Source organism: Vibrio sp. MACH09, assembly GCF_033238805.1.
Lineage (GTDB): Bacteria > Pseudomonadota > Gammaproteobacteria > Enterobacterales > Vibrionaceae > Vibrio.
On sequence record NZ_BSFZ01000002.1, the window covers coordinates 849,376 to 872,607 of the forward strand.

Annotated in this window: 17 protein-coding genes; 8 read left to right on the forward strand and 9 right to left on the reverse strand. The window is 42.3% G+C overall.

Going from position 1 to position 23,232, the window contains the following annotated elements; genetic code table 11:
* Positions 1–88: 88 nt before the first annotated feature.
* Positions 89–1,039 carry a transaldolase gene (gene tal / locus CHJ_RS19085; RefSeq protein WP_171751633.1) on the reverse strand — a complete coding sequence of 317 codons (951 nt, stop codon included), beginning with the start codon at positions 1,037–1,039 and terminating at the stop codon, positions 89–91.
* A 443-nt stretch (positions 1,040–1,482) separates the two neighbouring features.
* Here tal and CHJ_RS19090 point away from each other — a divergent pair, with 443 nt between their 5' ends.
* The gene (locus CHJ_RS19090) at positions 1,483–2,463 is read left to right on the forward strand and encodes a sugar-binding transcriptional regulator (RefSeq protein WP_171751634.1); all 981 of its coding nucleotides are present in this window, start codon (positions 1,483–1,485) and stop codon (positions 2,461–2,463) included.
* 39 nt (positions 2,464–2,502) lie between these two features.
* Here the strand turns inward: CHJ_RS19090 and CHJ_RS19095 are convergent, their stop codons facing one another.
* From CHJ_RS19095 to moeA, 3 genes are all read right to left on the reverse strand, one after another.
* A complete protein-coding gene (locus CHJ_RS19095) occupies positions 2,503–2,676 on the reverse strand; it encodes a hypothetical protein (RefSeq protein WP_171751635.1) in 174 nt (57 codons plus the stop codon).
* Positions 2,677–2,836: 160 nt separating this feature from the next.
* The gene (gene moeB / locus CHJ_RS19100) at positions 2,837–3,583 is read right to left on the reverse strand and encodes a molybdopterin-synthase adenylyltransferase MoeB (RefSeq protein ID WP_317918648.1); all 747 of its coding nucleotides are present in this window, start codon (positions 3,581–3,583) and stop codon (positions 2,837–2,839) included.
* Between the two features lie 83 nt (positions 3,584–3,666).
* Positions 3,667–4,902, reverse strand: a complete 1,236-nt coding sequence (gene moeA, locus CHJ_RS19105) for a molybdopterin molybdotransferase MoeA (protein WP_171751637.1) — start codon at positions 4,900–4,902, stop codon at positions 3,667–3,669.
* 175 nt (positions 4,903–5,077) lie between these two features.
* On the opposite strand from moeA, the gene folE reads away from it, so the two are divergent.
* Positions 5,078–5,731 carry a GTP cyclohydrolase I FolE gene (folE, locus tag CHJ_RS19110; protein ID WP_171751638.1) on the forward strand — a complete coding sequence of 218 codons (654 nt, stop codon included), beginning with the start codon at positions 5,078–5,080 and terminating at the stop codon, positions 5,729–5,731.
* 55 nt (positions 5,732–5,786) lie between these two features.
* Here folE and CHJ_RS19115 read toward each other — a convergent pair whose 3' ends face one another.
* The 3 genes from CHJ_RS19115 to CHJ_RS19125 all read right to left on the reverse strand — a co-directional run bounded on the left by CHJ_RS19115 (position 5,787) and on the right by CHJ_RS19125 (position 10,003).
* On the reverse strand, positions 5,787–5,960 hold the full coding sequence (locus CHJ_RS19115) for a hypothetical protein (protein WP_171751639.1): 174 nt from the start codon (positions 5,958–5,960) through the stop codon (positions 5,787–5,789).
* Positions 5,961–6,074: 114 nt separating this feature from the next.
* Entirely contained in the window at positions 6,075–8,429 is a 2,355-nt protein-coding gene (locus CHJ_RS19120; RefSeq protein ID WP_317918649.1) for a fatty acid cis/trans isomerase, read from the reverse strand.
* Between the two features lie 131 nt (positions 8,430–8,560).
* Positions 8,561–10,003: a methyl-accepting chemotaxis protein gene (locus tag CHJ_RS19125; protein ID WP_171751641.1), complete on the reverse strand. Its 1,443-nt coding sequence runs from the start codon at positions 10,001–10,003 to the stop codon at positions 8,561–8,563.
* 658 nt (positions 10,004–10,661) lie between these two features.
* On the opposite strand from CHJ_RS19125, the gene CHJ_RS19130 reads away from it, so the two are divergent.
* Positions 10,662–11,969: a DEAD/DEAH box helicase gene (locus CHJ_RS19130; RefSeq protein ID WP_317918650.1), complete on the forward strand. Its 1,308-nt coding sequence runs from the start codon at positions 10,662–10,664 to the stop codon at positions 11,967–11,969.
* Positions 11,970–12,110: 141 nt separating this feature from the next.
* Here CHJ_RS19130 and CHJ_RS19135 read toward each other — a convergent pair whose 3' ends face one another.
* Positions 12,111–12,848, reverse strand: a complete 738-nt coding sequence (locus CHJ_RS19135; RefSeq protein ID WP_317918651.1) for a TetR/AcrR family transcriptional regulator — start codon at positions 12,846–12,848, stop codon at positions 12,111–12,113.
* A 156-nt stretch (positions 12,849–13,004) separates the two neighbouring features.
* On the opposite strand from CHJ_RS19135, the gene CHJ_RS19140 reads away from it, so the two are divergent.
* The 3 genes from CHJ_RS19140 to CHJ_RS19150 are packed head-to-tail and all read left to right on the forward strand — an operon-like array spanning position 13,005 to position 18,234.
* Positions 13,005–14,087 carry an efflux RND transporter periplasmic adaptor subunit gene (locus tag CHJ_RS19140; RefSeq protein ID WP_317919213.1) on the forward strand — a complete coding sequence of 361 codons (1,083 nt, stop codon included), beginning with the start codon at positions 13,005–13,007 and terminating at the stop codon, positions 14,085–14,087.
* Positions 14,087–15,172 carry an efflux RND transporter periplasmic adaptor subunit gene (locus CHJ_RS19145; RefSeq protein WP_317918652.1) on the forward strand — a complete coding sequence of 362 codons (1,086 nt, stop codon included), beginning with the start codon at positions 14,087–14,089 and terminating at the stop codon, positions 15,170–15,172. Before CHJ_RS19140 ends, CHJ_RS19145 begins: the two co-directional genes overlap by 1 nt.
* A 2-nt stretch (positions 15,173–15,174) precedes the next feature.
* Positions 15,175–18,234 carry an efflux RND transporter permease subunit gene (locus tag CHJ_RS19150; protein WP_317918653.1) on the forward strand — a complete coding sequence of 1,020 codons (3,060 nt, stop codon included), beginning with the start codon at positions 15,175–15,177 and terminating at the stop codon, positions 18,232–18,234.
* Positions 18,235–18,390: 156 nt separating this feature from the next.
* Here the strand turns inward: CHJ_RS19150 and ltaE are convergent, their stop codons facing one another.
* The gene (gene ltaE, locus CHJ_RS19155) at positions 18,391–19,410 is read right to left on the reverse strand and encodes a low-specificity L-threonine aldolase (protein ID WP_317918654.1); all 1,020 of its coding nucleotides are present in this window, start codon (positions 19,408–19,410) and stop codon (positions 18,391–18,393) included.
* Positions 19,411–19,948: 538 nt separating this feature from the next.
* On the opposite strand from ltaE, the gene CHJ_RS19160 reads away from it, so the two are divergent.
* Both CHJ_RS19160 and viaA read left to right on the forward strand, forming a co-directional pair.
* Positions 19,949–21,610 (forward strand): ATPase RavA domain-containing protein, encoded by a 1,662-nt coding sequence (locus CHJ_RS19160; protein ID WP_171751647.1) that lies wholly within the window; start codon positions 19,949–19,951, stop codon positions 21,608–21,610.
* A gap of 9 nt (positions 21,611–21,619) precedes the next feature.
* Positions 21,620–23,065 carry an ATPase RavA stimulator ViaA gene (gene viaA / locus CHJ_RS19165; protein WP_171751648.1) on the forward strand — a complete coding sequence of 482 codons (1,446 nt, stop codon included), beginning with the start codon at positions 21,620–21,622 and terminating at the stop codon, positions 23,063–23,065.
* The last annotated feature ends 167 nt before the right edge of the window (positions 23,066–23,232 follow it).

Sequence of the window (23,232 nt, forward strand, 5' to 3'; positions counted from 1 at the left end):
CGCAGACACTTTTATAGAATTTCTACTTTTCGACGAAAGAAAACACTACAGCTTTGGAGGTAGCTGTAGTGTTAAGCTGCTTACTTAATTAAAGTTTTGCAGCGATCATTGTCTCAAGTTTGCCTTGGTCAACGGCGAAGTTACGGATGCCTTCTGCTAGTTTCTCTACTGCCATAGGATCTTGGTTATGCTCCCACAAGAACTCTGAGTGAGTCAGTGGAGCTGGGCGATCTTTTAGTTCAGTCGCCGCAACGAGTTTCTCAACAACGTCACCTTCAGCTTCTTCCAGCTCTTTTAGTAATTGCGGAGCGATAGTTAGACGGTCACAACCTGCAATTTCAAGAATCTCACCGATGTTACGGAAGCTTGCACCCATAACTACTGTGTTGTAGCCATGTTCTTTGTAGTAGTTGTAAATAGCAGTTACAGAAAGTACACCTGGATCTTCGCTAGCGGCAAAGTCACGACCTTCTTTCGCTTTGTACCAGTCCATAATACGACCAACAAAAGGAGAGATAAGGTAGGCACCTGCTTCAGCACATGCACGAGCCTGTGCAAATGAGAATAGCAAGGTTAGGTTACAGTTGATGCCTTCTTTTTCTAGTACTTCTGCAGCGCGGATACCTTCCCACGTAGAAGCAAGTTTGATAAGAATACGATCGTTGCTGATACCAGCATCGTTATACATCTTAACTAGTTGACGAGCTTTCGCGATGCTGCCTTCAGTATCGTAAGAAAGACGAGCGTCAACTTCAGTAGAGATACGACCAGGAATAGTGGTTAGGATTTCTTTACCAATGTTTACCGCAAGCATGTCGCAAGTATCTTGAACTTGTTGTGCTTTATCATCGCTTTGTGTTTTCGCGTAAGCAATTGCTTGGTCAATTAGAGGTGCGTATTCTGCAATTTGAGCGGCTTTAAGAATCAAAGATGGGTTAGTAGTGGCGTCTTCTGGTTGATACTTACGAATGGCTTCGATTTCGCCTGTATCTGCTACTACTGTCGTTACTTTACGAAGTTGCTCTAGTTTATTGCTCATATCCGTCGTCCTATCCTGTTAAGGCTTAATATGGTCATTTATGTACTTGCCATTCGCTCAAATAAAGCAAATGGTCGAGAGTTTTCAACCCTGTTCAAAAATGCGTGAACATATGGAACACTGTTGAAGAATTGATGTGTTCAAATTAGCGGATCTGCACGATAAGTCAATCATTGAAGCCTGCGAAAAGTGATTTTGGTCAACCTTTACTAGGATTAATAATAACCAAACGTTTGGCTGGCTTTTTTCCTATCCTCAATGGCTATAATTAGCGCTTTTTATTGGGTGAGCATATGTAATGGTGCGTAGCATATGCAATGGCTAATAGCTTATGTTATATTTGCTGAATTCATAGATTAACTAGCCATAGTTATGCTCGAGACAGACTAGTTATACTCGTGACAGACTAATAATGTTCATGAAAGAGAGCTATAGAGGAAGATATGACTCGATCACAAAGCGATATTTCAGCTCAAAGTACCGACTTATTAACCGAAGTGTCCGTCGCTTATTATCAGGATGGTGCTACTCAGGAAGAGATTTCTAAAAAATTTGCGATTTCCCGTGCTAAAGTTGGCCGGATGTTAAAGCAGGCACGAGATGAAGGAATCGTTGAGATTACCGTTAAGTACCATCCCGTGTTTAGTGCAAAGATTGAGCAGAGACTGATTGATCAATTTGGAGTAAAGAGGGCGCTTATTGCTCTTGACCAGCCTAGTGAGCAGTCGCAGCGAACACAAGTGTCAGGATTAGTATCTAATTATCTGTCTAGTACGTTAAAGGATGGCATGGTAGTGACGGTTGGTCAGGGACGTAACGTGTCAGCGGTCGCCCATCACGTTGGGGTTATCTCGCCTCGATCATGTAAGTTCGTTTGTGGCATTGGAGGTATTCACCCAAGGGGAGGGATGTTCAATGCCGATCATATTTGTCGTCAGTTAGCTAAAAAATATGGTGGAACATCAGAAACATTATACGCTCCAGCGTATGCTGAGAATCGTGAACAGAAAAATGTACTGATGCAGAATGAAACGGTAAAACAGACTCTTGATCTGGCTCGTAAAGCAGATGTTGCTCTGGTTGGTATTGGTGATATGAGTGAAAATAGCTACATGGTCGATTTAGGTTGGTTTACGCCTGATGAGGTGGTTCAGTCGCGATTAAAACAAGGTGTTGTCGGGGACTTCGCTGGTTATGACTTTTTTGATATTCACGGCAATACGGCAATTACGGTGATGAGTGATCGAATTATCGGTTTGGGGATAGAGGAGTTTAGACCTATTTCAGAGGTTATCGCTATTGCTGCGGAGAACAGTAAGCCGCTGGCATTATTAGGGGCGTTAAGAACAGGGGTAATAGATGTTATTGCAACTAGCGTAAGCAATGCTTTAACGGTATTAAACCTAGATGAACAAATGAAGTAACAGAAACAATTAGTAAGCGTACATGAGAGGGTACGCTTACTAAGTAACAGGGTTGGCTTGCTTCCAAGTAATCAGTTGAATCCATGCATTTTCTAGTTCGCTTAACTCTTCTTCGGTTAATAGCGAAGCACTAGATAGATGGTTGTTAGCAGTATGCTTGATTTGAACCTTCGCCTGAAAGTCTTTTCTCAACTGAGAAATGGTCGATTCCATGATTACAGCACTCAATAAATAATAAACATGTAAGTTGTTGTAATATGATGCCATTTAAAAAGGATCAATCAATAAAAAAGTGTGATCAAATGGCAGAGATCACACTTTTCATAGGAATTTTAACGAAATTTCTAAAGTTTTATTAAAAGCTCAAAATAAATCACCCACAAACTGGACAGCTAGCATTCTTTGCTAATTTCATTTCCCTCCAGCTCATGGTTAGTGCATCTAAAATAAGTAATTTTCCCGTTACGCTTGTCCCATAGCCAGAGATGACTTTAATCGCTTCCAATGCTTGAGTTGCACCAATAATACCGACCACAGGAGACATGACACCCGCTTCAACACAAGTTAAGGCATTCTCTCCAAATAGTGCACTTAAACACTGGTAACACGGCTGCTCATCTTGATAGGTAAAGACAGAAACTTGTCCTTCCATACGTATAGCGGCACCTGAGACCAACGGTGTTTTATTATTAAAGCAAAGTTTATTGAGCTGATTTCTGGTTTCTACGTTATCCGTAGCATCAATAACTAGGGTATGTTTTACGATTTCAGCTTGTAACTGTTGATCCGTGAGCTTTTCTGCAATGGTATTTACGTTTATATATGGGTTAAGTGTGGTCAGGCTTTCTGCCGCGGATACGACTTTTAGCTTCCCTATATCCGCATCAGTATGCAGAACTTGTCTTTGTAAATTGGAGACTTCTACCGAGTCAAAGTCTACCATTGTGATCGTTCCAACACCCGCAGTCGCTAGGTATTGGCTGCTTGCACAACCTAAACCACCCGCGCCTATGATAAGAATCGAGCTCTGCTTTAAAGCTTCTTGGCCATCGAAGTCGAAGTTTTTGAGAATGATTTGACGGTTGTAGCGAAGCATCTCTTGGTCTGAAAGAATGTCCATAAAAAACCAGTAATAAGTGATTAAAGTTGACAGCAAAAATAAAAGTAGCAAATGATTGACCTGCTACTTTAATTTGATGCTAATTAGTACATGGTGTGGTTAAACATCTGGATTTGTACTGTGTCGCCCACCTCGACATTGCCTCTGTCTGATTCGATAACAACAAAACAGTTACTTAAGCTCATCGAGCGGAATGCTCCAGAACTTTGGTTTCCTGTGCTTTCTACTTCAAATTTCCCGTCTTTTACAGTGTAAACTCCACGCTGGTAGTCGGTTCTTCCCGGTTTCTTTTTAAATGCTGACTTAGTGGTAGCAGGAATGGATTCCGGTGCCTTCCAGTTGGTTTCTCCTGCCAGTTTTGCCAGCAACGGTTGCACAAGGACATAACAGGTAATCGCAGCAGAGACAGGGTTACCCGGCAAACCACAAAAAATGGCGTTGTCCAGTTTACCGTAGGCAAAAGGTTTACCCGGCTTAATAGCCAGTTTCCAAAAACCAATCTCACCCAGCTCTTCTAAGATATCTTTGGTGTAGTCTGCTTCGCCAACACTCACTCCGCCAGACGTCATAACCACATCGGCCAGTTGTTGCGCTTGCTCAAATGTGTCGCTAAGAAGCTTTGGTTCGTCCGGTATAATGCCTAGATCGATACCTTCACAGCCAAACTTCTCTAGCATGGCTTTAATACCATAGCGATTGCTGTCGTAAATTTGCCCTTCTTGTAAACTTTCCCCTAATGGTTTCAGCTCATCACCTGTAGAGAAAAAGGCAACTTTGGGCTTATTAAATACTGAAACATGGCTAAAGCCGAGTGAGGCGATCATTGGGATATCTCTTGGTGTTAAACGGGTGCCTTTGCTAAGGACCAAATCACCTTTGGAAATATCGTTGCCTAAATCACGAATGTTATTGCGAGGCTTAACTTCTTGATTGTTGAACTTAATGCCTTCTTCAGTTACCTGAGTCTCTTCTTGCATTATTACCGCATCACACTCTTGAGGAATTTTTGCTCCCGTCATGATACGAATACAGGTTCCTTTTGGCCATTCACCATCAAATGGTTGCCCTGCAAACGACTTACCCGCTTGAGGTAAGGTATTGGATTTAATGAGATCTTCTCGTCTAACGGCGTAGCCATCCATTGCTGAATTATCAAATGGAGGAACAAAGATTGGCGAGCGTAGGTCTTCGGCTAACACAAACCCGATTGACTCTTCGAGCGCGAGGGTGCTTTTTGCTACATTAACAGTGACGCTAGATAACATTTTCTCTAACGCTTCACTAATTGGCATCAGACCTGGAGTATCACAACAGCCCATAAGGTATCCTTTGTTGTTCTTAATTAACGGTGGAACAATAACATATATCTGCCTTCTTCCCACGTCGCAGGATTCACAGATTATAAATCTCGTTTTTAAGATGTAATTATCGCTGATTCCGAGTATGCTTGTCAGCCATCCAAAAGGGGTAAAGCATACTATTTTAGGAGAGATTATGTCGACTATTAGCGAATCAGCGAAGTTGGTTAAAGATGCGCTAGAGATGCGTGGTTTAGAGACACCGATGCAATCTAACGATATGACTCGTGAAGAGAAAAAAGAGCGCATTGAATATCACATGCGTGAAGTCCTGCAAATTCTGGATTTGGACTTATCCGATGACAGTTTAGAAGAGACACCAAATCGTATTGCGAAAATGTACGTTGATGAACTGTTTTCTGGATTGGATTACAAAAATTTTCCTAAAATCACCGTCATTGAAAACAAGATGAATGTGAGTGAAATGGTACGGGTGAAGGATATTACCGTGACCAGCACCTGTGAGCATCATCTAGTGACTATCGACGGCAAAGCGGCGGTGGCGTATATTCCACGTGGAAAAATCATTGGTTTATCTAAGATTAATCGCATTGTGCGCTTTTTTGCTCAACGTCCTCAAGTACAAGAGCGAATGACACAACAGATCTTAGTGGCGTTGCAAACGTTGTTAGAGTCAGAAGATGTCGCGGTGACCATAGATGCAACACACTATTGTGTTAAGTCTCGTGGAGTGATGGACGCAACAAGCGAAACCACCACGACAGCCTTAGGTGGCATTTTTAAGTCCAACTCTGCAACACGACATGAGTTTTTACACGGACTAAGATAGCGGCCCCAATGATGTTCATCAGGGCTTGATACTCAAGCGAACTTGGGTATCGATATTATTCGTCGTAGTAGTCTTCAAGGGCGTACGGGTCATCATCTAAAACATGTTCCATTCGTCCTCTTAACTGCTCTAAATGATATTCCAGCATATTCATGGTTTCAATATCACCTTCCGAGCACGCTATATAGATTTGTTGTTCCAAATCTTTGATTTTTTCTCGCATGTTCATAGCTACCTCCTTATGTCGAATAAGCTGAAGACATAACGAGAGTGATACAGATTGAGACTATTTATAGCAACGCTAATATTGCACTCAATTCAGTATCCATCCGTTGTCGAGAAATTAACGGTTCTCAAATCTATTGTAGTCCAACAATCCAAATTCGATAGGTTGATCTTGTTTATACCAAGCAGAAAGTTGGTCGCTAAATTGCCAAAATTCTGGTGACGTTCTTCTAATTCCGAAGCGATCCAATAACTTGATATAATCTTCTTCACTATCAATGGCGCTTAATAATGTGTAGAACTCACTAATATCACGCTCATGCAATTTAAAGAAGGCGGCAGGGTAACTTCCTAACACTCCGCGAACCAGCGTTAAGCTGTCTTTTTCAGGTAAACGATTTGCGTCTTCACTAAATAGACTAGAGATATTTTTATGCGCATTGTTTCTTAATAAGGTAAATAGCTGTTGTTCGCCTTTGTGTGAAGTCACCATTATCATCGAGATTTGTGGAATGGTGGCGGAAGGAAAGCCGATTAAGTGATCTATTTTCGACAGAATTTTATTATTCTCTGCGGTTAAACCAGTATCAACAATTTGGTAGCGATCGCTAAGTACCGATTGGTACTTCTCTTTTAACATATCAAACAGCTCCGACTTAGGATCGTCTGAATGATAGTTAATCGCCGTAGGCTGGCTGAACGGTTTAATATTACGTTGGAAAAACTGGCTCAATGAAGCACTTTGATCTTGATACCAAGAGCTGTGTTCTTTGTGGCGAACTTCATTTGGAATTAACGTTAAGAAGTGGCTTTCTCCTTCCAAGCGTAAAAAGTCCATGTACATACGAGTTACCAATTGGTGACCGAAGTTGCCGTATACATCAAAGCCCGCAACCAATAGGTAATGGATACGTTCGAGCATGGCGTAATCTATAATCCAAGCGGTTTTAGGCTTTTGTCCTATTAAGCCTTTTACTACCGAGGCACTGTCGAAATGACGAAATACTGTTAATACCGCATTGTCGTTTAAGCTATCGCCATGCCAAAGAACGTCTGTGTTCAGTTTTTGGTGTTGGTTAAACCACTTATTGGTAAAATCGGATTTAGCTTGTAAATAACGAGTTTGTTGGTTTGAGTAGTTAATCCAGTTGATAACAGGCTCGATATTGCTCTCTTTTTCGCCCGGTAAAGCGAGGTTTCTCGCTTGATCGATATAGAATTGATTGATCTCTTCATTCGCCATATGTTCTGGGTTTAAGAAGAACACCCAAAATCGATCATTAATAACATTGAGTGCTAGCTGGCCTCGGCATACTGGACCTTTTATAAACGCCATAATGGTGTTGTGTGCCCCATCAACTAAAAAGCTAAAACGGGTCTTCACCGGTATATCTTTAAATGCGGTTAATGGGTTGGCGGCGACCTGCGGAGAGTAGCTTGGTAACTGGCTCACCTGATAATCGGCTTGGAGGAACCATTGTTGCCATTTTGTCATCCTTTGTTCGTTTAAGGCGTAAGGCATATGAGTTTTGTCGACAATAGTGGCTAACTCAGGTATTAAACGATAATACACTCTTTCTACACCGGGGTCGTCATAAGGGCGTCGGGTGGATATACGCTTGATTGGTTTGCCCGGAGGAGTAGCAGAGCGAACCATAGTAAAGAAACGTTTTTCACCATTTAACTCAGAAAAATAGAGATGGAATAGATAGACGTGTTCATAAATATATCGGGCGCTAAGCTGAGATTTAATATCGTTGTTATTTAAAAACACTTCCCATTTTGCTATCTGTTTCTGCTCATCTACTGACATAGGCTTGTGCGCGGCCATTTTTGCACCTGCACTTAACCAATCGATCAGGATATTGAGATCTTCTGTGGCGAGATTAGGCATACCAAATGGCATTCCCCAAGTTGGGTAATCCGATTCATACTGTGCGTGTTCTTCTACCGTTGGGCACTGCTCTTCGCGATAAATGGAGAAATCAAAATCTTCTAGCTGCTTCTGCTCTGGCTGTGGATAACGCTCTTTTTGCATCAGCATTTTTGCCATAAGGCCAGCTTCAATATTTGGCTGACTGTACTGGCTGCGTTCGTTTAATACCGGATGAAAATCCGCTTCCCGCCACTCTTGTGTGGTTTCTGCATCTTCAAACAGTCGAGTAGGGGAGGAAGCAATTAATCGAGTCCCTTGGTAAACGGTGTTTTTGCTGCCACCTCTATCTATACCTTGTGGGGAGGACATTTTGTATTGGCAAGGTGCGTCATAGCACGCGTGACAAACCACACATCGGTTATCAATTACAGGCTTAACGTGGTTAATATAGTGTTGGGCTATGGGTGATTGATAGGGGACTTCTCGCTCTCTAACAACTTCATCGCCAAAAAGGCTATCGTAGTTAAAGCCAGCATAAGTCGCACAACCAGAGAAGAAAAGCACAGCAATGATAGCGATAATATGGCGATTGTTCATAGATAGAAGTAATTCAAAACGTATATAAATAACGAATGATTATATTATTTCTGTTCGGTTTTGGCGAATGGCGGATAGTAAAAAGGCTTACCAGATTATGGTAAGCCTTCAATATTGAGAGAGAGAGCGCGTTAGGTCGTGCGATACTCTTTTAACACTTCATTAAGGTTTCGTGATGCGTGGCTTAATTCTGTAACGCCACTTGCCGAGCTTTCAGCAACGCTTCGAATCACATCTGATTGGCTGCGAATATCGCTTAACTCAGTCGCAATGTCGTTGGCCACTGCGCTTTGTTCATCGGCGGATGTGGAGATTTGTAAACTCATATCCATAACCGATTTAGCGGACTCAGCAATAGACTCAACATCCTGACCAATTTCAGATACTAAATCACTACTTGTTTGCGCTTGTTTCACCGTATCTTGAGTTTTTGCTGCGATAACTTTGGTTTCGTTTTGCAGTTTCTCAATCATCGCTTGGATCTCAACAGTCGCATCTTGAGTTCGGCTAGCCAGAGTTCGTACTTCATCCGCAACCACGGCAAAGCCACGGCCCTGCTCACCAGCACGAGCAGCTTCAATCGCAGCATTAAGTGCCAGAAGGTTAGTCTGTTCAGAAATGGCATTGATGGTTGTAATAACGTCATTGATTTGAGTGGTGTTCTCAGTCAATGTTTCTACCGAGTCTGATGCTTGAGATATGTAGCTAGATAACTGTTCAATTTCAGCAATCGCATTATGAACACGTTGCTGACTCGCATGGACATATTTTGCATCGTTTTCAGAATGTTCCGCTGCTTGTTTAGCAACATTTGATACTTCTTGCGCAGACGCCGTCATCTCTTCCATAGCGGTTGCGACAGAGTCTAGAGAGGAGTGCTGATAATTGATCTGCTGTTCACTCTGTTTTGTCTCTTGTGCAAATGAGTCAGCGGTCGTCTCTAAAGTTGTTGAACTGTCTTTAACCGTAACCACTAACTTGGTTAAGGTATCCATGGAGTCATCAAGGGCACAACCTATGGTACCAAACTCATCTCGTCCTGCATGAAAGCCGAGTCGAGACGTTAAATCACCATCGGCAATTTTAAGTGTGGTTTGCCATAAAACCCAAAGTGCGCCACCCAAAAAGGTTGTTAGCCAGTAACAAAATAGGATAAATGGAATCGCCCACAAATAGGTTAATAGTAGTGAGGTAAATGCTTGGTCTTTGGCGCTATCTTCTGACGCTAGTACTGACTCTGTTAATGATGCGTACTGCCCATCTGGCGTTTTAACCACGGCAGTGACACTATTTTCATTACGAATGGTTTTTCCCGATGAACGAGAAAGCGTTACCCCAAGCTGCGAAAGTTTGTCTACGGAGCCAAATTGCGAAGAGCTGGCAACAAGTCCTTGTAGCTTCGCTTCTGTAGCAATTACTGATTGGTTTTCAATACGATCAATTGAATCACTATAACGGCCAATGGCAGTTGCGCTAAGGGCAATTATAAATAGGATAAATAATACCCAAAATTTGTCATTGATTGACATCTTAATAAAAAGACGGTCTATCAGTCTAAAGTTAGTCTCTTTCATGAAGGCTCCAACGTATTCATGTTTTGTAACAAGTACACTACACATTTTAGATGACAAACTGCCAAACACGTCTCACTTAATTGCAATTTGTTGTTACTTTTAATGTAAAGATGAGATGACAACCGATTTACCAATAGAAACAGTTATTAGAGTTAATGCACTAATGCATTTTTAAAAAAGCATTTGTTAAGTGAATTTATCGCAGAAAATCACAAAAAAAGAGATATCTCAGAATAAATAAATATATAAATTTACTTCGAATTGTCATATAACATTGTTTTACTGTTTAGGATAAAACAGGATATTACTTCTATTAAGGATGAAATAATGGAAAACTTTACTGATATAGATGGCCTAGAGTTGCTTGATGCGCTTGAAATTGGCTTTGATCTTACCGACTACCAACCCGAAGTAGATTCAAGCGAAGAAGGCTCTTTATGATCTCTGCGCTTTTAACTGCCTCAACTGTTGATAGCCAACAAGTGCTATTTTTTAATAAAGAAAGATAGCACTTCTGTTACACACCTAATACCACCTCTTTATTGTTCAAATCTCTCTATTATCGTTTTACTTTCAGCAGAGCGCGCATTCTTCTCGCTGGTGTCAAATAACGTTCGGTTCTGATACAATCTCGACCCCATTTTTTCTGGTGCTCGTAATGTCATCTAATACTCGTTCTTCTAACTCTATAGCTGCTCATGAACTCTCTTCTGAGAGCATTACTTTTTCTGATCTACCATTGCAATCAGCACTGATTTCACGCGTGACAGAACTTGGTTTTAAGCATCCTACCGCTATTCAAGAAAAAGCGATCCCACATGTATTAGCAGGAGAAGATATTTTAGCTGGAGCGCAAACAGGAACGGGAAAAACCGCCGCATTTGGTCTGCCAATCATCGAAAAATTGCTGAATGCCGAACCTAAGCCTGACGACAAAAGTATCCGTGCTTTGGTGTTGGTACCGACACGAGAGTTAGCCCAACAAGTTTATACTAGCCTGTGTGATTACAGCCAAGATATGGGGTTACACATTGTGGTCGCCTATGGTGGAACCAGTTTAAATGTTCAGCGTGATCAGTTACGCAAAGGTGCCGATATTTTAGTCGCGACACCGGGCCGCTTGCTTGATCATGCCTATACCAAAACGATTGTGTTGAATCGTACCGAAATGTTAGTACTGGACGAAGCGGATCGAATGCTTGATATGGGCTTTTTGCCGGATATTCAACGAGTCATTCGTAAGTTGCCTGCTCAGCGTCAAACCATGTTGTTCTCGGCCACGTTTGACAATCGAATCAAAAAGCTGGCTTACAAAATTCTTAATAACCCAGTCGAAGAGCAAGTGACACCGAGTAACAGCACAGTAGAAACAGTTGAGCAGATTATTTATCCGGTAGATAAGAGACGTAAAAGTGAACTTCTTGCGTACCTGATTGGATCGCGTAACTGGCAACAAACCTTGGTGTTTACCAAAACTAAGCAAGGTTCTGATGCGTTAGTAAAAGAGCTCAAACTGGATGGTATTAAAGCGGCATCTATTAATGGTGATAAGAGCCAAGGAGCAAGACAGAAAGCCTTGGATGATTTTAAAGCGGGTAAAATTCGTGCCCTTATTGCTACCGATGTAGCCGCAAGAGGGATCGATATTCAAGAGCTTCAAGCGGTTGTTAACTATGATTTGCCGTATAAAGCGGAAGACTATATTCACCGTATAGGTCGAACAGGACGAGCAGGCCATCAAGGGCTGGCGGTATCATTTATGAGCCGTGACGAAGAGTATTTATTGAAAGCGGTTGAGTCTTTATTAGATCAAAGGTTGCCTCAAGAGTGGTTGCAAGGTTTTGAACCAAGCTTAATTGCCGATCTGGAGACAGAACAACCGACTAAAAGACTGAGTCGTTCTGCTGAAAAACGAAAAATGAAAGCGAAGCTGAATATTCATAAAAACCGAGGAAAAAGACGTTAAGCGCCATTGTTGATTCTTGATTACTTTTTCCCTAAATGAAAAAAACGCTGACGTACTAGGTCAGCGTTTTTTTTTAATTGTGAGAGTTGGGTATGCAAATAATTGTGCTTTATTTTGAACCTGTATCCTGCGGCTTATCTGTTACTCGCTATCATATTCCTGACACTGTTCTTCAAACTTACAAGCAAGTGGCAGCATCAACTCTCGTAATGTCTCTGGTTGAAGGTAATCTTGTTTCGCTATATTCAAGTAACGTGCAAGTTGTCGGTTAAACAGGTTCCAGTGATGATAAAGTGCTTCATCAGCATTATTAGTTTGATCAAGCCAAATCTGTTTCATCATAGGATTAAGGCTATGTGCTCCGTGTGCGAACAAAATTAATTGCCACTTTACCTCAAGCATATTGACCGGAAAGTCAGGATTTTCACTATTGTGTAAGTCTGTCAGATCAAGCATGGTTTGTTCGAAATTGCCGTGTTGATCAATAAAATAGTCAAAAAATTCACCCTCTTGCCTTACTGCATCGGCAGCAAATTGCATTGGGTACGGCACAATTAAAGTGTGCGCGAGTAGCTTAACGGCAAATTGATAGAGAGATAAATTGGCTGGATTATTTTTAGGTAACTCAGCAATCAGCGCGGAAATGTACTCTTCCATATAATCATGGAGGGCGTCACTAATGGCATACCAGATCTGCTCTTTGCTACCAAAGTGGTGTCGGATCAAACTGTGCGATACACCCGCCGCTTCACTAATATTTCGCAAAGACACTTTTTCATATCCACTTTTACAGAACATATTGCCTGCTACACAGAGGATATGCATTTTTGTTTCTTCTGATGTTTGAGCGCTACGACGCCCTTGTTTTCTCTCTGCCATTGTTAACTTCTCATCTACGACCCACACGTTTTACCAGATTTCATTCTAGTCGTCATTAAATTTTATTGTCCAAGTGTAAAATAAGCGTTGATTTTATCTCATTTATTAATATACTGCACAACTGTGTAGTAAATGATTTGTGATGACTATAGAAGAATGGGAGAAAACAAGGTGAAAAAAAAAGCCTTTGTTGCATATAAATTGGCGTTAGTGGCCGCCAGCGGTTTGTTCCTTGCAGGATGCAATCAAGCGAATTCTGAGGTGCAGCCAGAAGTTGTAAAGCCAGTAAAATTGTTGCAGGTTCCTAATTTATCGGCGTCTGAATTTGACTCATTTTTGGCTGAAGTGGATGCAGGAAAGCGCTCTCAGTTATCCTTTCAAGTTCCAGGCATGATAGAGACTTTAAGTTTTCGCGAAGGTGAAAAAGTTACTAAGGGTGCGACGCTTGCGACATTAGACCCAAAAGATTATCAGTTAGCAGTAGACGCCGCTCAAGCTCAATTTGACTTAGCTAAAACCCGTTACGATAGAGACGTACAATTAGTCAGCAAAAAGCTGATCAGTACCGATGCTTTTGACCAGTCAGAAACCGCTTTTAAGGCAGCTGACGCTAAACTGGAACAAGCTCGAACCGATTTAAGCTACACCCAAATTAAAGCACCGTTTGATGGCGTAGTTTCACTCAGCTTTGTTAAATCATTTCAGTTCATTGGTGCTAAGCAACCCGTTCTCAATATCATCAATAATGATTTGCTGGATATAAACATTGCTTTGCCGGTTCCATATGTGGATAAAACAGGCATTCGTACCTTACCGAAGCGTGAATATGCCGTGGTGTTTGACGTTCATAACAGCATTGTTATTCCTGCCAGTTTCAAAGAGATGTCTACTCAACCAAATTCCGATACCAATAGCTACAGTGCCACAGTTACCATTGTTAGACCGGATGTACTAAACATTCTGACAGGAATGACAGGGCAAGTGTTGATTCGTAATGAACAGCAACGAGATCAGTTGATATTGCCAAATGGTGCTTGGGTTTCTAGAGAAGGAAGCAGCGGTGAAATCTGGCGCTTTGAACCACAAACTAATTCTGTAGAACGTGTGAAAGTGAACACCGACGAGTTTGGCGCCGTTGTTGGTGGCTTGAATGCAGGAGATATGGTGGTGATTGCGGGTGCGAAAAACCTTCATGAAGGGCAAGTTGTACGAGCTTGGACTCGTGAGGGAGGTATTTAATGTTTAAGCAGACCGTAATGAAACAGGCCATGTCGAAACTGGCGATCCTAACTGTAGGTTTAGTATTACTGCAAGGGTGCAAAGATCAGGCTGTTATAACAGACGACGCACCTTTAACGGTATCTACTTTCGCGATAGAAAAGCCAATAGAGAACCAGTTTAGAAACTTCAAAGGGCAAGTGATGCCTGCTGATCTAACTCCTCTCTCTTTTCGCATCGAAGGGGAGCTGCAATCGATCGCTGTTCGTGCTGGACAACAAGTGAAGAAAGGCCAAGTACTGGCTCAGTTAGATGACGATAAATTGCGTCAAAAGTTAACCGATGCACGGGTTCAATATGAGTTAGCGTTAAAACAGTTTCGCCGTGGTAGTGATTTGTTGAAACGCAAGATGGTTTCTCAATCTGAATATGATGAGCTTACCGCTAATTTGCGTCTTGCTGAAGTGACGTTCCAAACTGCAAAAAACAACGTTAATTACACCAAGTTATTAGCACCATTTGATGGTTATATTTCTGATGTGCCAAAAAAATCCTTTGAAAGTGTTAGCCCGGGTGAAATGATTTTAAGCATCTTCCGTGGCGATGTTGTTCGAGTAAGAATTGCTATTTCTGACACGGTTCTTTCAATGATTAATCCTGATCGCGAAGTAAGAAATTACGAGGTTAAAACCACCTATTCTGGTGATGATAACCAGTACATTTTGAGCTATTACGAACACTCTAGCGAACCTGCGGAAGGAAGCAATGCTTTTGAGTTCTGGTTAGAAATGCCACAAGTATCTCCTGCTATCTTACCGGGAACCAGTGCCAGCCTAGATGTTGATTTATTGGAAGCTGGGTTAGGAACTCTACAAGGATACCAAGTGCCGATGACAGCACTTGATGCCGGTAAAAATCAAGGCGAATTTTACGTTTGGAAAGTCACCAATAATATGGTGAACAAAATGCCAGTAGAGATCGTGCAAATTAATAGCCAAGGTGCTGTTGTAAGTAAAGGCATAAAAGTTGGTGATCAAGTGGTGAATACTCATTTAAGAAAGCTGCGTGACAACGCTGTGGTTGTAATAGCGAAAGAGGGTAACTAGCAGTGAGCATTGCAGAATATTCAATCAAAAATAAAGTAATTAGCTGGATGTTTTTAGTCATCCTTGCAATTGGTGGAACTCAATCATTCTTTGGTTTAGGAAGGCTGGAAGACCCTGCCTTTACCATCAAAGATGCGATGGTTATAGCCACGTATCCCGGCGCGACCACCACAGAAGTGGAAGAAGAACTCACTTACCCTATTGAAAAGGAAATTCGTCAACTTCCTTATGTAGATAATATTACCTCTACTTCGTCATCTGGTATGTCGCAGATAATGGTAAGTATGAAGATGGAGTATGGTCCTGATCAGCTTCCTCAAATTTGGGATGAGATGCGTCGTAAAGTAAACGACTTAAAACCGACCCTCCCTTCAGCGGTGAACTCAGTACAAATCATTGATGATTTTGGTGATGTGTTTGGCGTGATGATCATGTTAACGGGAGACGGTTACGACTATATTGAACTGAAGCGATACGCCGATCTATTGAGTCGTGAATTAGAGTTGGTTGATGGTGTAGGTAAAGTCAGTATTTCCGGCGATCAGCAAGAGCAATTGTTTGTTGAAATGTCGATTGATCGCTTAGCTTCTTTAAGTCTTGATTTCACCACAGTGGTCAATCTACTGACTCAGCAAAACAGCGTAGTTTCAGCTGGGGAAATGATGATCAGCGGGCAGCGTTTATCAATCCGTCCAAGTGGTACTTTAGACTCGGTAGAATCGTTAGAAAACCTGATCATTCATGGTCGAGATACCGGCAAACTTATTCGACTAAAAGACGTTGCTACCATTAGTCGTGGTATTAAAGAGAAGCCAAGCAATATTGTTACATACAATGGTAAACCCGCCATTAATTTAGGTATTTCTTTCGCGTCTGGCGTCAATGTTGTGGAAGTAGGTCAGCAGATAGAAGCAAAACTGACGGAGATTGAAAACATTAAGCCAGCGGGGCTTGACCTTAACTATTTCTACAACCAGTCCCAAGAGGTAGATAAATCCGTTAAGGACTTTATCGTTAGCCTAGGTCAAGCAGTGGGTATTGTTATCGTTGTGCTGCTTTTCACCATGGGTTTTAGAAGTGGTTTAATTATTGGCTCTGTGCTTCTTCTTACCGTGCTTGGCACATTTATTATGATGAAGCTAAATAACATTGAGCTTCACCGGATATCGCTAGGGGCACTAATCATCGCATTGGGTATGTTGGTGGACAATGCCATTGTGGTGGTAGAAGGCATATTAGTGGGCTTGAAAAAAGGCCGAACCAAACTTCAATCCGCGGTAGACATCGTAAAACAGACCCAGTGGCCTCTACTTGGTGCAACGGTGATTGCTATTACCGCTTTTGCTCCGATTGGCTTGTCGCAAGACGCCACCGGCGAATTTATGGGTTCTCTATTTTGGGTACTGTGTTATTCACTATTCCTTAGCTGGATTACAGCTCTTACATTGACGCCATTGCTGGCTGATCTGTTATTAAAAGATGGTGAGAGTGAAGAAGGGGAAAATACCGACCCATATAAAGGGGCGATGTATGTTCTGTTTGGTTCGTTACTGAAGTTTGCTATCCGTTTCCGTTGGTTGACCGTCACAGGGATGATTGGCCTGTTAGTGGTCGCTATTATTGGTTTTGGTGGGGTAAAACAGCAGTTCTTCCCAGCATCAAACACACCCATGTTCTACGTTGATATGTGGATGCCAGAAGGGACAGATATAAGAGAAACCGTCAAACAGACGGAAAGAGTAGAAAAATATATTCGATCACAAGAAGAAGTGGAGTTTGTGACGACCTCTGTTGGTCAAGGGTTACAACGTTTTGCGTTAACTTATGCACCAGAGAAAAGTTACGAAGCGTACGCGCAACTTCAAGTTCGTGCTAAGGACCGCGAGCAGATGTTTGCCTTGCTGCATAAACTTGATAGCTCTCTTACCAGCGAATTTAATGCCCCTACATTCCAGTTGAAGCTGATTGAGTTTGGACCATCGCCGGCCTCTAAGATAGAAGCGAGAATATCAGGTGCCGATCCGCAAGTACTACGGGATATAGCCGTTCAGATAGAAGATATTCTGCACCAAGATCCGGGTGCAAGAAATATTCGTCACGATTGGAGAGAACGCACTAAAGAACTGGTGCCGCTATTTAATGAGTCAAAATCTCGTCGAATGGGTGTATCAAAAGAAGATCTGTCCAACACCTTGCAAACAGCGTTTGGTGGGTCAACCATCGGCTTGTTCCGTGACGGTACTCAGTCGTTGCCAATCTTAGTACGTCTTCCTGAAGAAGAACGCGTTAACTTTGATACCGTGCAAAACCTAGGTATTTGGAGCCCGAGTCAACAAACTTATGTACCAATTGAACAGGTAATGGATGGGGTTGATCTGCAATGGTCAGAGCCACTGATTTTGCGTAGAGACCGTAAACGTACATTAACGGTATTGGCAGACCACGATATTTTAGGTGACGAAACACCAGCAAGCCTATTTGCTCGTGTACAACCAAAAATAGAGGCGCTAAGCCTACCTGAAGGATATGAACTGTCATGGGGCGGTGAATATGAGTCATCTTCGGATGCTCAGAATATGCTGTTTAAGTCGCTTCCAATGGGCTATCTGTTTATGTTCGTTATCACCGTTTTCTTGTTTAACTCGGTCAAAAAATCGTTGGTTATCTGGTTTACAGTGCCGCTGTCAATCATCGGTGTATCAGTTGGTTTGCTTGGCTTTAATATGCCTTTCAGCTTCACAGCTTTCCTTGGTTTATTAAGCTTGAGCGGAATGATTTTGAAAAATGGCATCGTACTGCTTGATCAGATCAATATTGAATTGAAGGAAGGACGAGAACCATATGATGCGGTAGTACATAGTGCGATAAGCCGTGTTCGTCCGGTAAGTATGGCAGCATTAACCACCATACTAGGTATGATACCGCTGATGTTTGATGCCTTCTTTGGTTCAATGGCAGTAACCATTATGGCCGGTTTAGGTTTTGCAACCGTATTAACGTTAATTGTCGTTCCAGTTATGTTCGCCATTATGTTCAGAATAAGAAGCCCAAAGAAGGCATAAGCTGAACAGAGAGCAGATGTATTGTGTAAACAATAGAGTTAAAAATCACACCGTCTTTGGCTAGACAGGCTTTCTTTAACTAGATAAGCACAACCACCAAAAAGCCCTGCTAACACTGCCAGCAGGGCTTTTTTTATAAGCGACGTTAACTTTGCTTTACATTAGGTCGTTCAGTGCCGCCAGGAAGGTGTCGATATCTTGTTTAGTTATATCTTTGTGTGTTGCAAAACGAACTGGGTTTGATGGCGAAATGATGATCTGCTGCTTTGCTAGGGCTTCCGCAATGGCTTTAATGTCTACAGAGGCATCTAACTTGGCAAACACTAGGTTGGTAGCAACATGATCAGGGTTTACGTTAAAGCCATTGATATTGCTTAACCCGTAGGCAAGTTGTTTGGCATTAGCGTGATCGGTTGCCAATTGTGACACTTGCTCCGTCATCGCGAGTTTACCTGCTGCTGCAAGAATGCCCGCTTGACGCATGCCTCCCCCTAACATTTTTCGAATCCTTCTCGCTTTGCTGATAAAGGCTTTGCTGCCTAGTAGCAACGAACCAACGGGAGCGGCCAGCCCCTTTGATAGACAGATAGTCATCGAGTCAAAATGCTGGGCGATTTCACGAACATCGACATCCAAAGCAACCGCCGCGTTATACACACGAGCGCCATCTAAATGCAGTTGTAGACCATGCTTATTGGAAAACTCTCGCGCTTGTTGTAGGTAAGAGAGAGGGAGTACTTTACCATTAATGGTGTTTTCTAAGCTGAGTAGCTTAGTTCTGGCAAAGTGAATGTCGTCTGGTTTTATGGCGGCGGCTAACTTGTCGAAACAGAGTGTGCCATCGGGGTTGTTCTCTACTGGTTGAGGCTGAATGGAGCCGAGAACAGCAGCGCCGCCAGCTTCATATTTATAGTTGTGCGCCAGTTGGCCACATAGATACTCATCACCTCGTTCGCAGTGTGACATTAAACCAAGTAAATTAGCTTGTGTGCCTGAACTGGTGAAAATAGCCGCCTCAAAGCCATGTCTCTCCGCTGCCCACTGTTCTAGTTCATTGACTGTCGGGTCATCGCCATATACGTCGTCGCCAACATCGGCATTTGCCATTGCGTCACGCATAGCTTGGGTAGGTTTAGTTACGGTATCTGAGCGGAAATCCATTTTTCGTCCTTTCATTGTTAAATCTGATTATTGTTCTATTCGAACTGAGACATTCAACTTTTGCCTACGCATCTTAGCTAAATTTGGCAGGCAGAGAGTCAATCAATTCTGAGATTATGCTACTGGTCAACTAAACGTTTTATCACTATCGCTGAATTACCTCAAGGTATAACGAGTTGTACTTGCCCTCCCATTCCCACATAGATGAAGTGACTGCTACGTTGGACTCGCAAGAAGAGTGAAGGATCCGGCGGTGCGTTGGCTGTGAGATTAGGGGGGCTATGGCATTTAATGCGTATGGAAAAAGGTAATATAAGATTGCAGTTAAAAAAAAGATTCGCGCATTAATCGCTAAATAAACTTGTTATGATCTGGCGAATAGTAGGGTGACATACCACTCAAATGTCGCATCCAAACGGTTTATTGTAACAATATGTGTCAATGAAAGATGGACATTAAATTCAATTCGTTGATACTGCTATTATATTGATAACAAACCCATAACATAAGCAACGTTAGTTTGCTAACCAATGACAAGATTGACGGAATTTGTATGCTCGCTCGCCACGCTTCTCACGCACAAAAAGCACTTTTATCTGAACGAATTAATAAACTGGCTCATGCACTTTCTGATGGGGTTTATGAAAGAGAGAACACCATTAAGTTATGTCTGCTGGCTGCGTTAGCCGGGGAAAGTGTGTTCTTACTTGGGCCTCCAGGTATTGCAAAGAGCATGATCGCTAAAAGGTTAATCCAGGCGTTCGATAACAGCAGCTATTTTGAATATCTAATGACTCGCTTTTCAACACCAGAAGAAGTTTTTGGTCCGTTAAGCATTCAAGAGTTGAAGGATAACGGTAAATATGTCCGTTTAACCGAGGGTTATCTGCCTAAAGCTCAAGTGGTTTTCCTCGATGAAATATGGAAGGCCGGCCCAGCTATTCTTAATACACTGCTAACGGTCGTGAATGAAAAAACCTTTAAAAACGGCAGCGACATAGAGCAAGTCCCTATGCGGTTATTGGTTTCCGCTTCTAATGAACTTCCTGATGAAGATAGCGGTTTAGAGGCCTTGTACGATCGTATGTTGGTTCGGGTGTTTGTTGATCGCATTCAAAATAAGCAGAATTTTAAGTCGATGTTGACCGTAGGTACTGAACAGGAAGCTCAAATACCAGAAGGGTTAGCGATTACCGATGAAGAGTATCACCTTTGGAAGAAAGAGTTAGAGCAGCTACCGCTTAACGACGACTGCTTTGAAAAGTTATACCAGCTGAAAAGTATGCTGGAACAGAAGGCCGATGCGGCTGACCGTAGTGGAAGCTCAAACGAGCTGTATGTTTCTGACCGACGTTGGAAAAAAGCCGTTAAATTATTAAAAGCGAGCGCTTACTTTAATGGTCGAGAAAAAGTAAATTCTATTGACCTATTGCTGCTAAAAGATTGTTTGTGGCACAGCCCAGAGTCAAGAGAGATGGTTAACGAAGTGATTAGCGACTTCGCCATTAATCATGCATTTGACCAACATGTTATCCATCAACAAATTGAACAGTGCAAAGAGTTGCTGCAAGAGATTCAATATGAGCTGCAAGAGCAGTTTAGTATCCATTTAGAAGAAGAAGCGTCTAATAAATTATTGCGAAAAACCGCTGGCTATCAGTACGATTTGTCTGCAGCGAAAACCTACTCAGTAGGGAACGCTAGAGGACTGATTAAAATGGTATTGCTACAAAGCAATATGTCGGTGAACGAATCAGAAAAAGGCGATAGCCGCTGGATATATGTTGCCAAGGATGAGCTTGAAAAAGTGATTCGAGAAGGTGGCGGCGATGCGTATGGTTACGTCAACCAAAACAGTAATATGTGTCGTATCCGCTTTGATTTAGACGCAACTAATAGCCTAGTAGTAAAAGACATTGCTAATCGTTCAGTTTTGGCTGGGATTGTTGACCGAGAAGGACTGAGTGACGAGCAGTATCAACAATGGTTAGAGAAAACCGAACAGGCGTCTAAGTTACTCACTCAAGCTGATTATCATTTAAGGCAAGTTCGCTCCGACTTCCATGGTGCTTTGCCTCACAGCTTCATCGATATTGCCATTCCAACCAAAATGGAGAGCAGCTTGCAATCTCTCGCAGATGAGGTCGATGAGATAAAACAGAGCAGTGAGAAAACGATCCAAAGAATTAAAAACCTTGATCAGTTTTTTGCATAAGGGCGAGCAATGTTAGGCGCAGATGGACTCAACTTAGCGATGATGATAGCAGAATCAGGTATTATTGATTCTGCAGTAAACGATCTCATTGGTCGTTCGCAAGTGTTGATGATTCCAGAAAACCGTGCCCTTAAAGCCTCAGTAAAAACCCATATTAGCAAGTGGCGAAGCAACGTAAAAAGACGAATAACTAAAGTGTGTGAAACCGATAGGTTTCAGCAAGAGCTAATGCTTTATCAAGAAGTTATTCAGTGGGATGAAGCGACCTTTTTTGAACAGATATCGGAGGTGATAGAGCGGTTAGACAAACACTCTCCGTTTTATAGCAAAGCGAATAAACTGCTTTCTAAAAACAAAGGTCGAGACAATCCGGTGTTCCCTCACTATTTTTGTGAGCAGTGGTATCAGAGTTTATCTAACGCCATCAAACAGGCGGAATTGGTGGCGCTAGAGTCAGATAAAGAGACGTTCTTGGCGGACCTTTACCAGCGTGTAGAAACCATGAAAACCATGGATAAAGTGACCGAAGAGGGTGAAGTTGGCAGCATTGGCCGATTGTGGGATATGGCAGCCGCTAAGTTGTCAAAAGGCGACATGACCACAATTAAGCGTTATGCCGAGTTTTTGAAAAAGAACCGTGAGTTACAAAAAATAGCTGAGCAGCTTGGCCGAATGGCCAGCGAAGTGTCGGATCCCAGTTTACGTTTAAACCCCGCTGATGACGTAAGAATGGTCGAAGAAAAAAGTGACGAGGCAACGGATGATATTATAGGTGTTCATGAAAGTGATGACCTAAATAAGATGCTGCCAAATGAGGCGATGTTTCTCGCTTATCCTGAGCTGGAAGTTGTGTTCTACAAACACCTTATCGACAAGCGCCTGATGAACTATCAGGTACAAGGGAAATCCCGCAAGCTTCGTCGGGTAAAGTCTCAGAAACCAGATAACAAGCAAGCTGATGTTGAAAAAGGGCCGTTTATTATTTGTGTCGATGCGTCGGGATCGATGAGCGGATTCCCAGAGCAGAGCGCAAAAGCGATGGCTTACGCGTTGATGCAAATAGCGCTTGCAGAAGAGCGTGACTGCTACGTTATTCTATTTTCTACTGAACAGATAACGTATGAGCTAACCCGACAAGATGGTTTGCGAGAAGCGAGTGACTTTTTGTCTTACCAGTTTCATGGTGGTACCGATTTGGACCCTGTCCTGATCAAATCGGTAGAGTTAATGAGCAGTGGGAAATACAGAAATGCCGACATGGTGGTGTTGTCCGATTTTATCGCGCCCAAGCAGCCTGATGTCATTGTTGAGAGTGTTAAGGCGTTGCAGTCGGAACACAACCGATTCCATGCAATCAGTTTATCCAAATATGGCAATCCGCAGTTGATGGCGATGTTTGATCACTGCTGGTCTTATCACCCTAATCTGATGGGGAGGTTGATTAAGAAATGGTAATAAAAAACAGTAATCCATTTAAAAATAGTAATAATTACTATTAATCCATTTAAATTCCCCTCTGCTTGCAAGAGCATTTTTATACATACTTTAAAACGAGTGAATCAATCTCACACTGTACGCAAAATCCTCACTTTTCTGTTCAATAAAGCTAACAATTTTTCGCT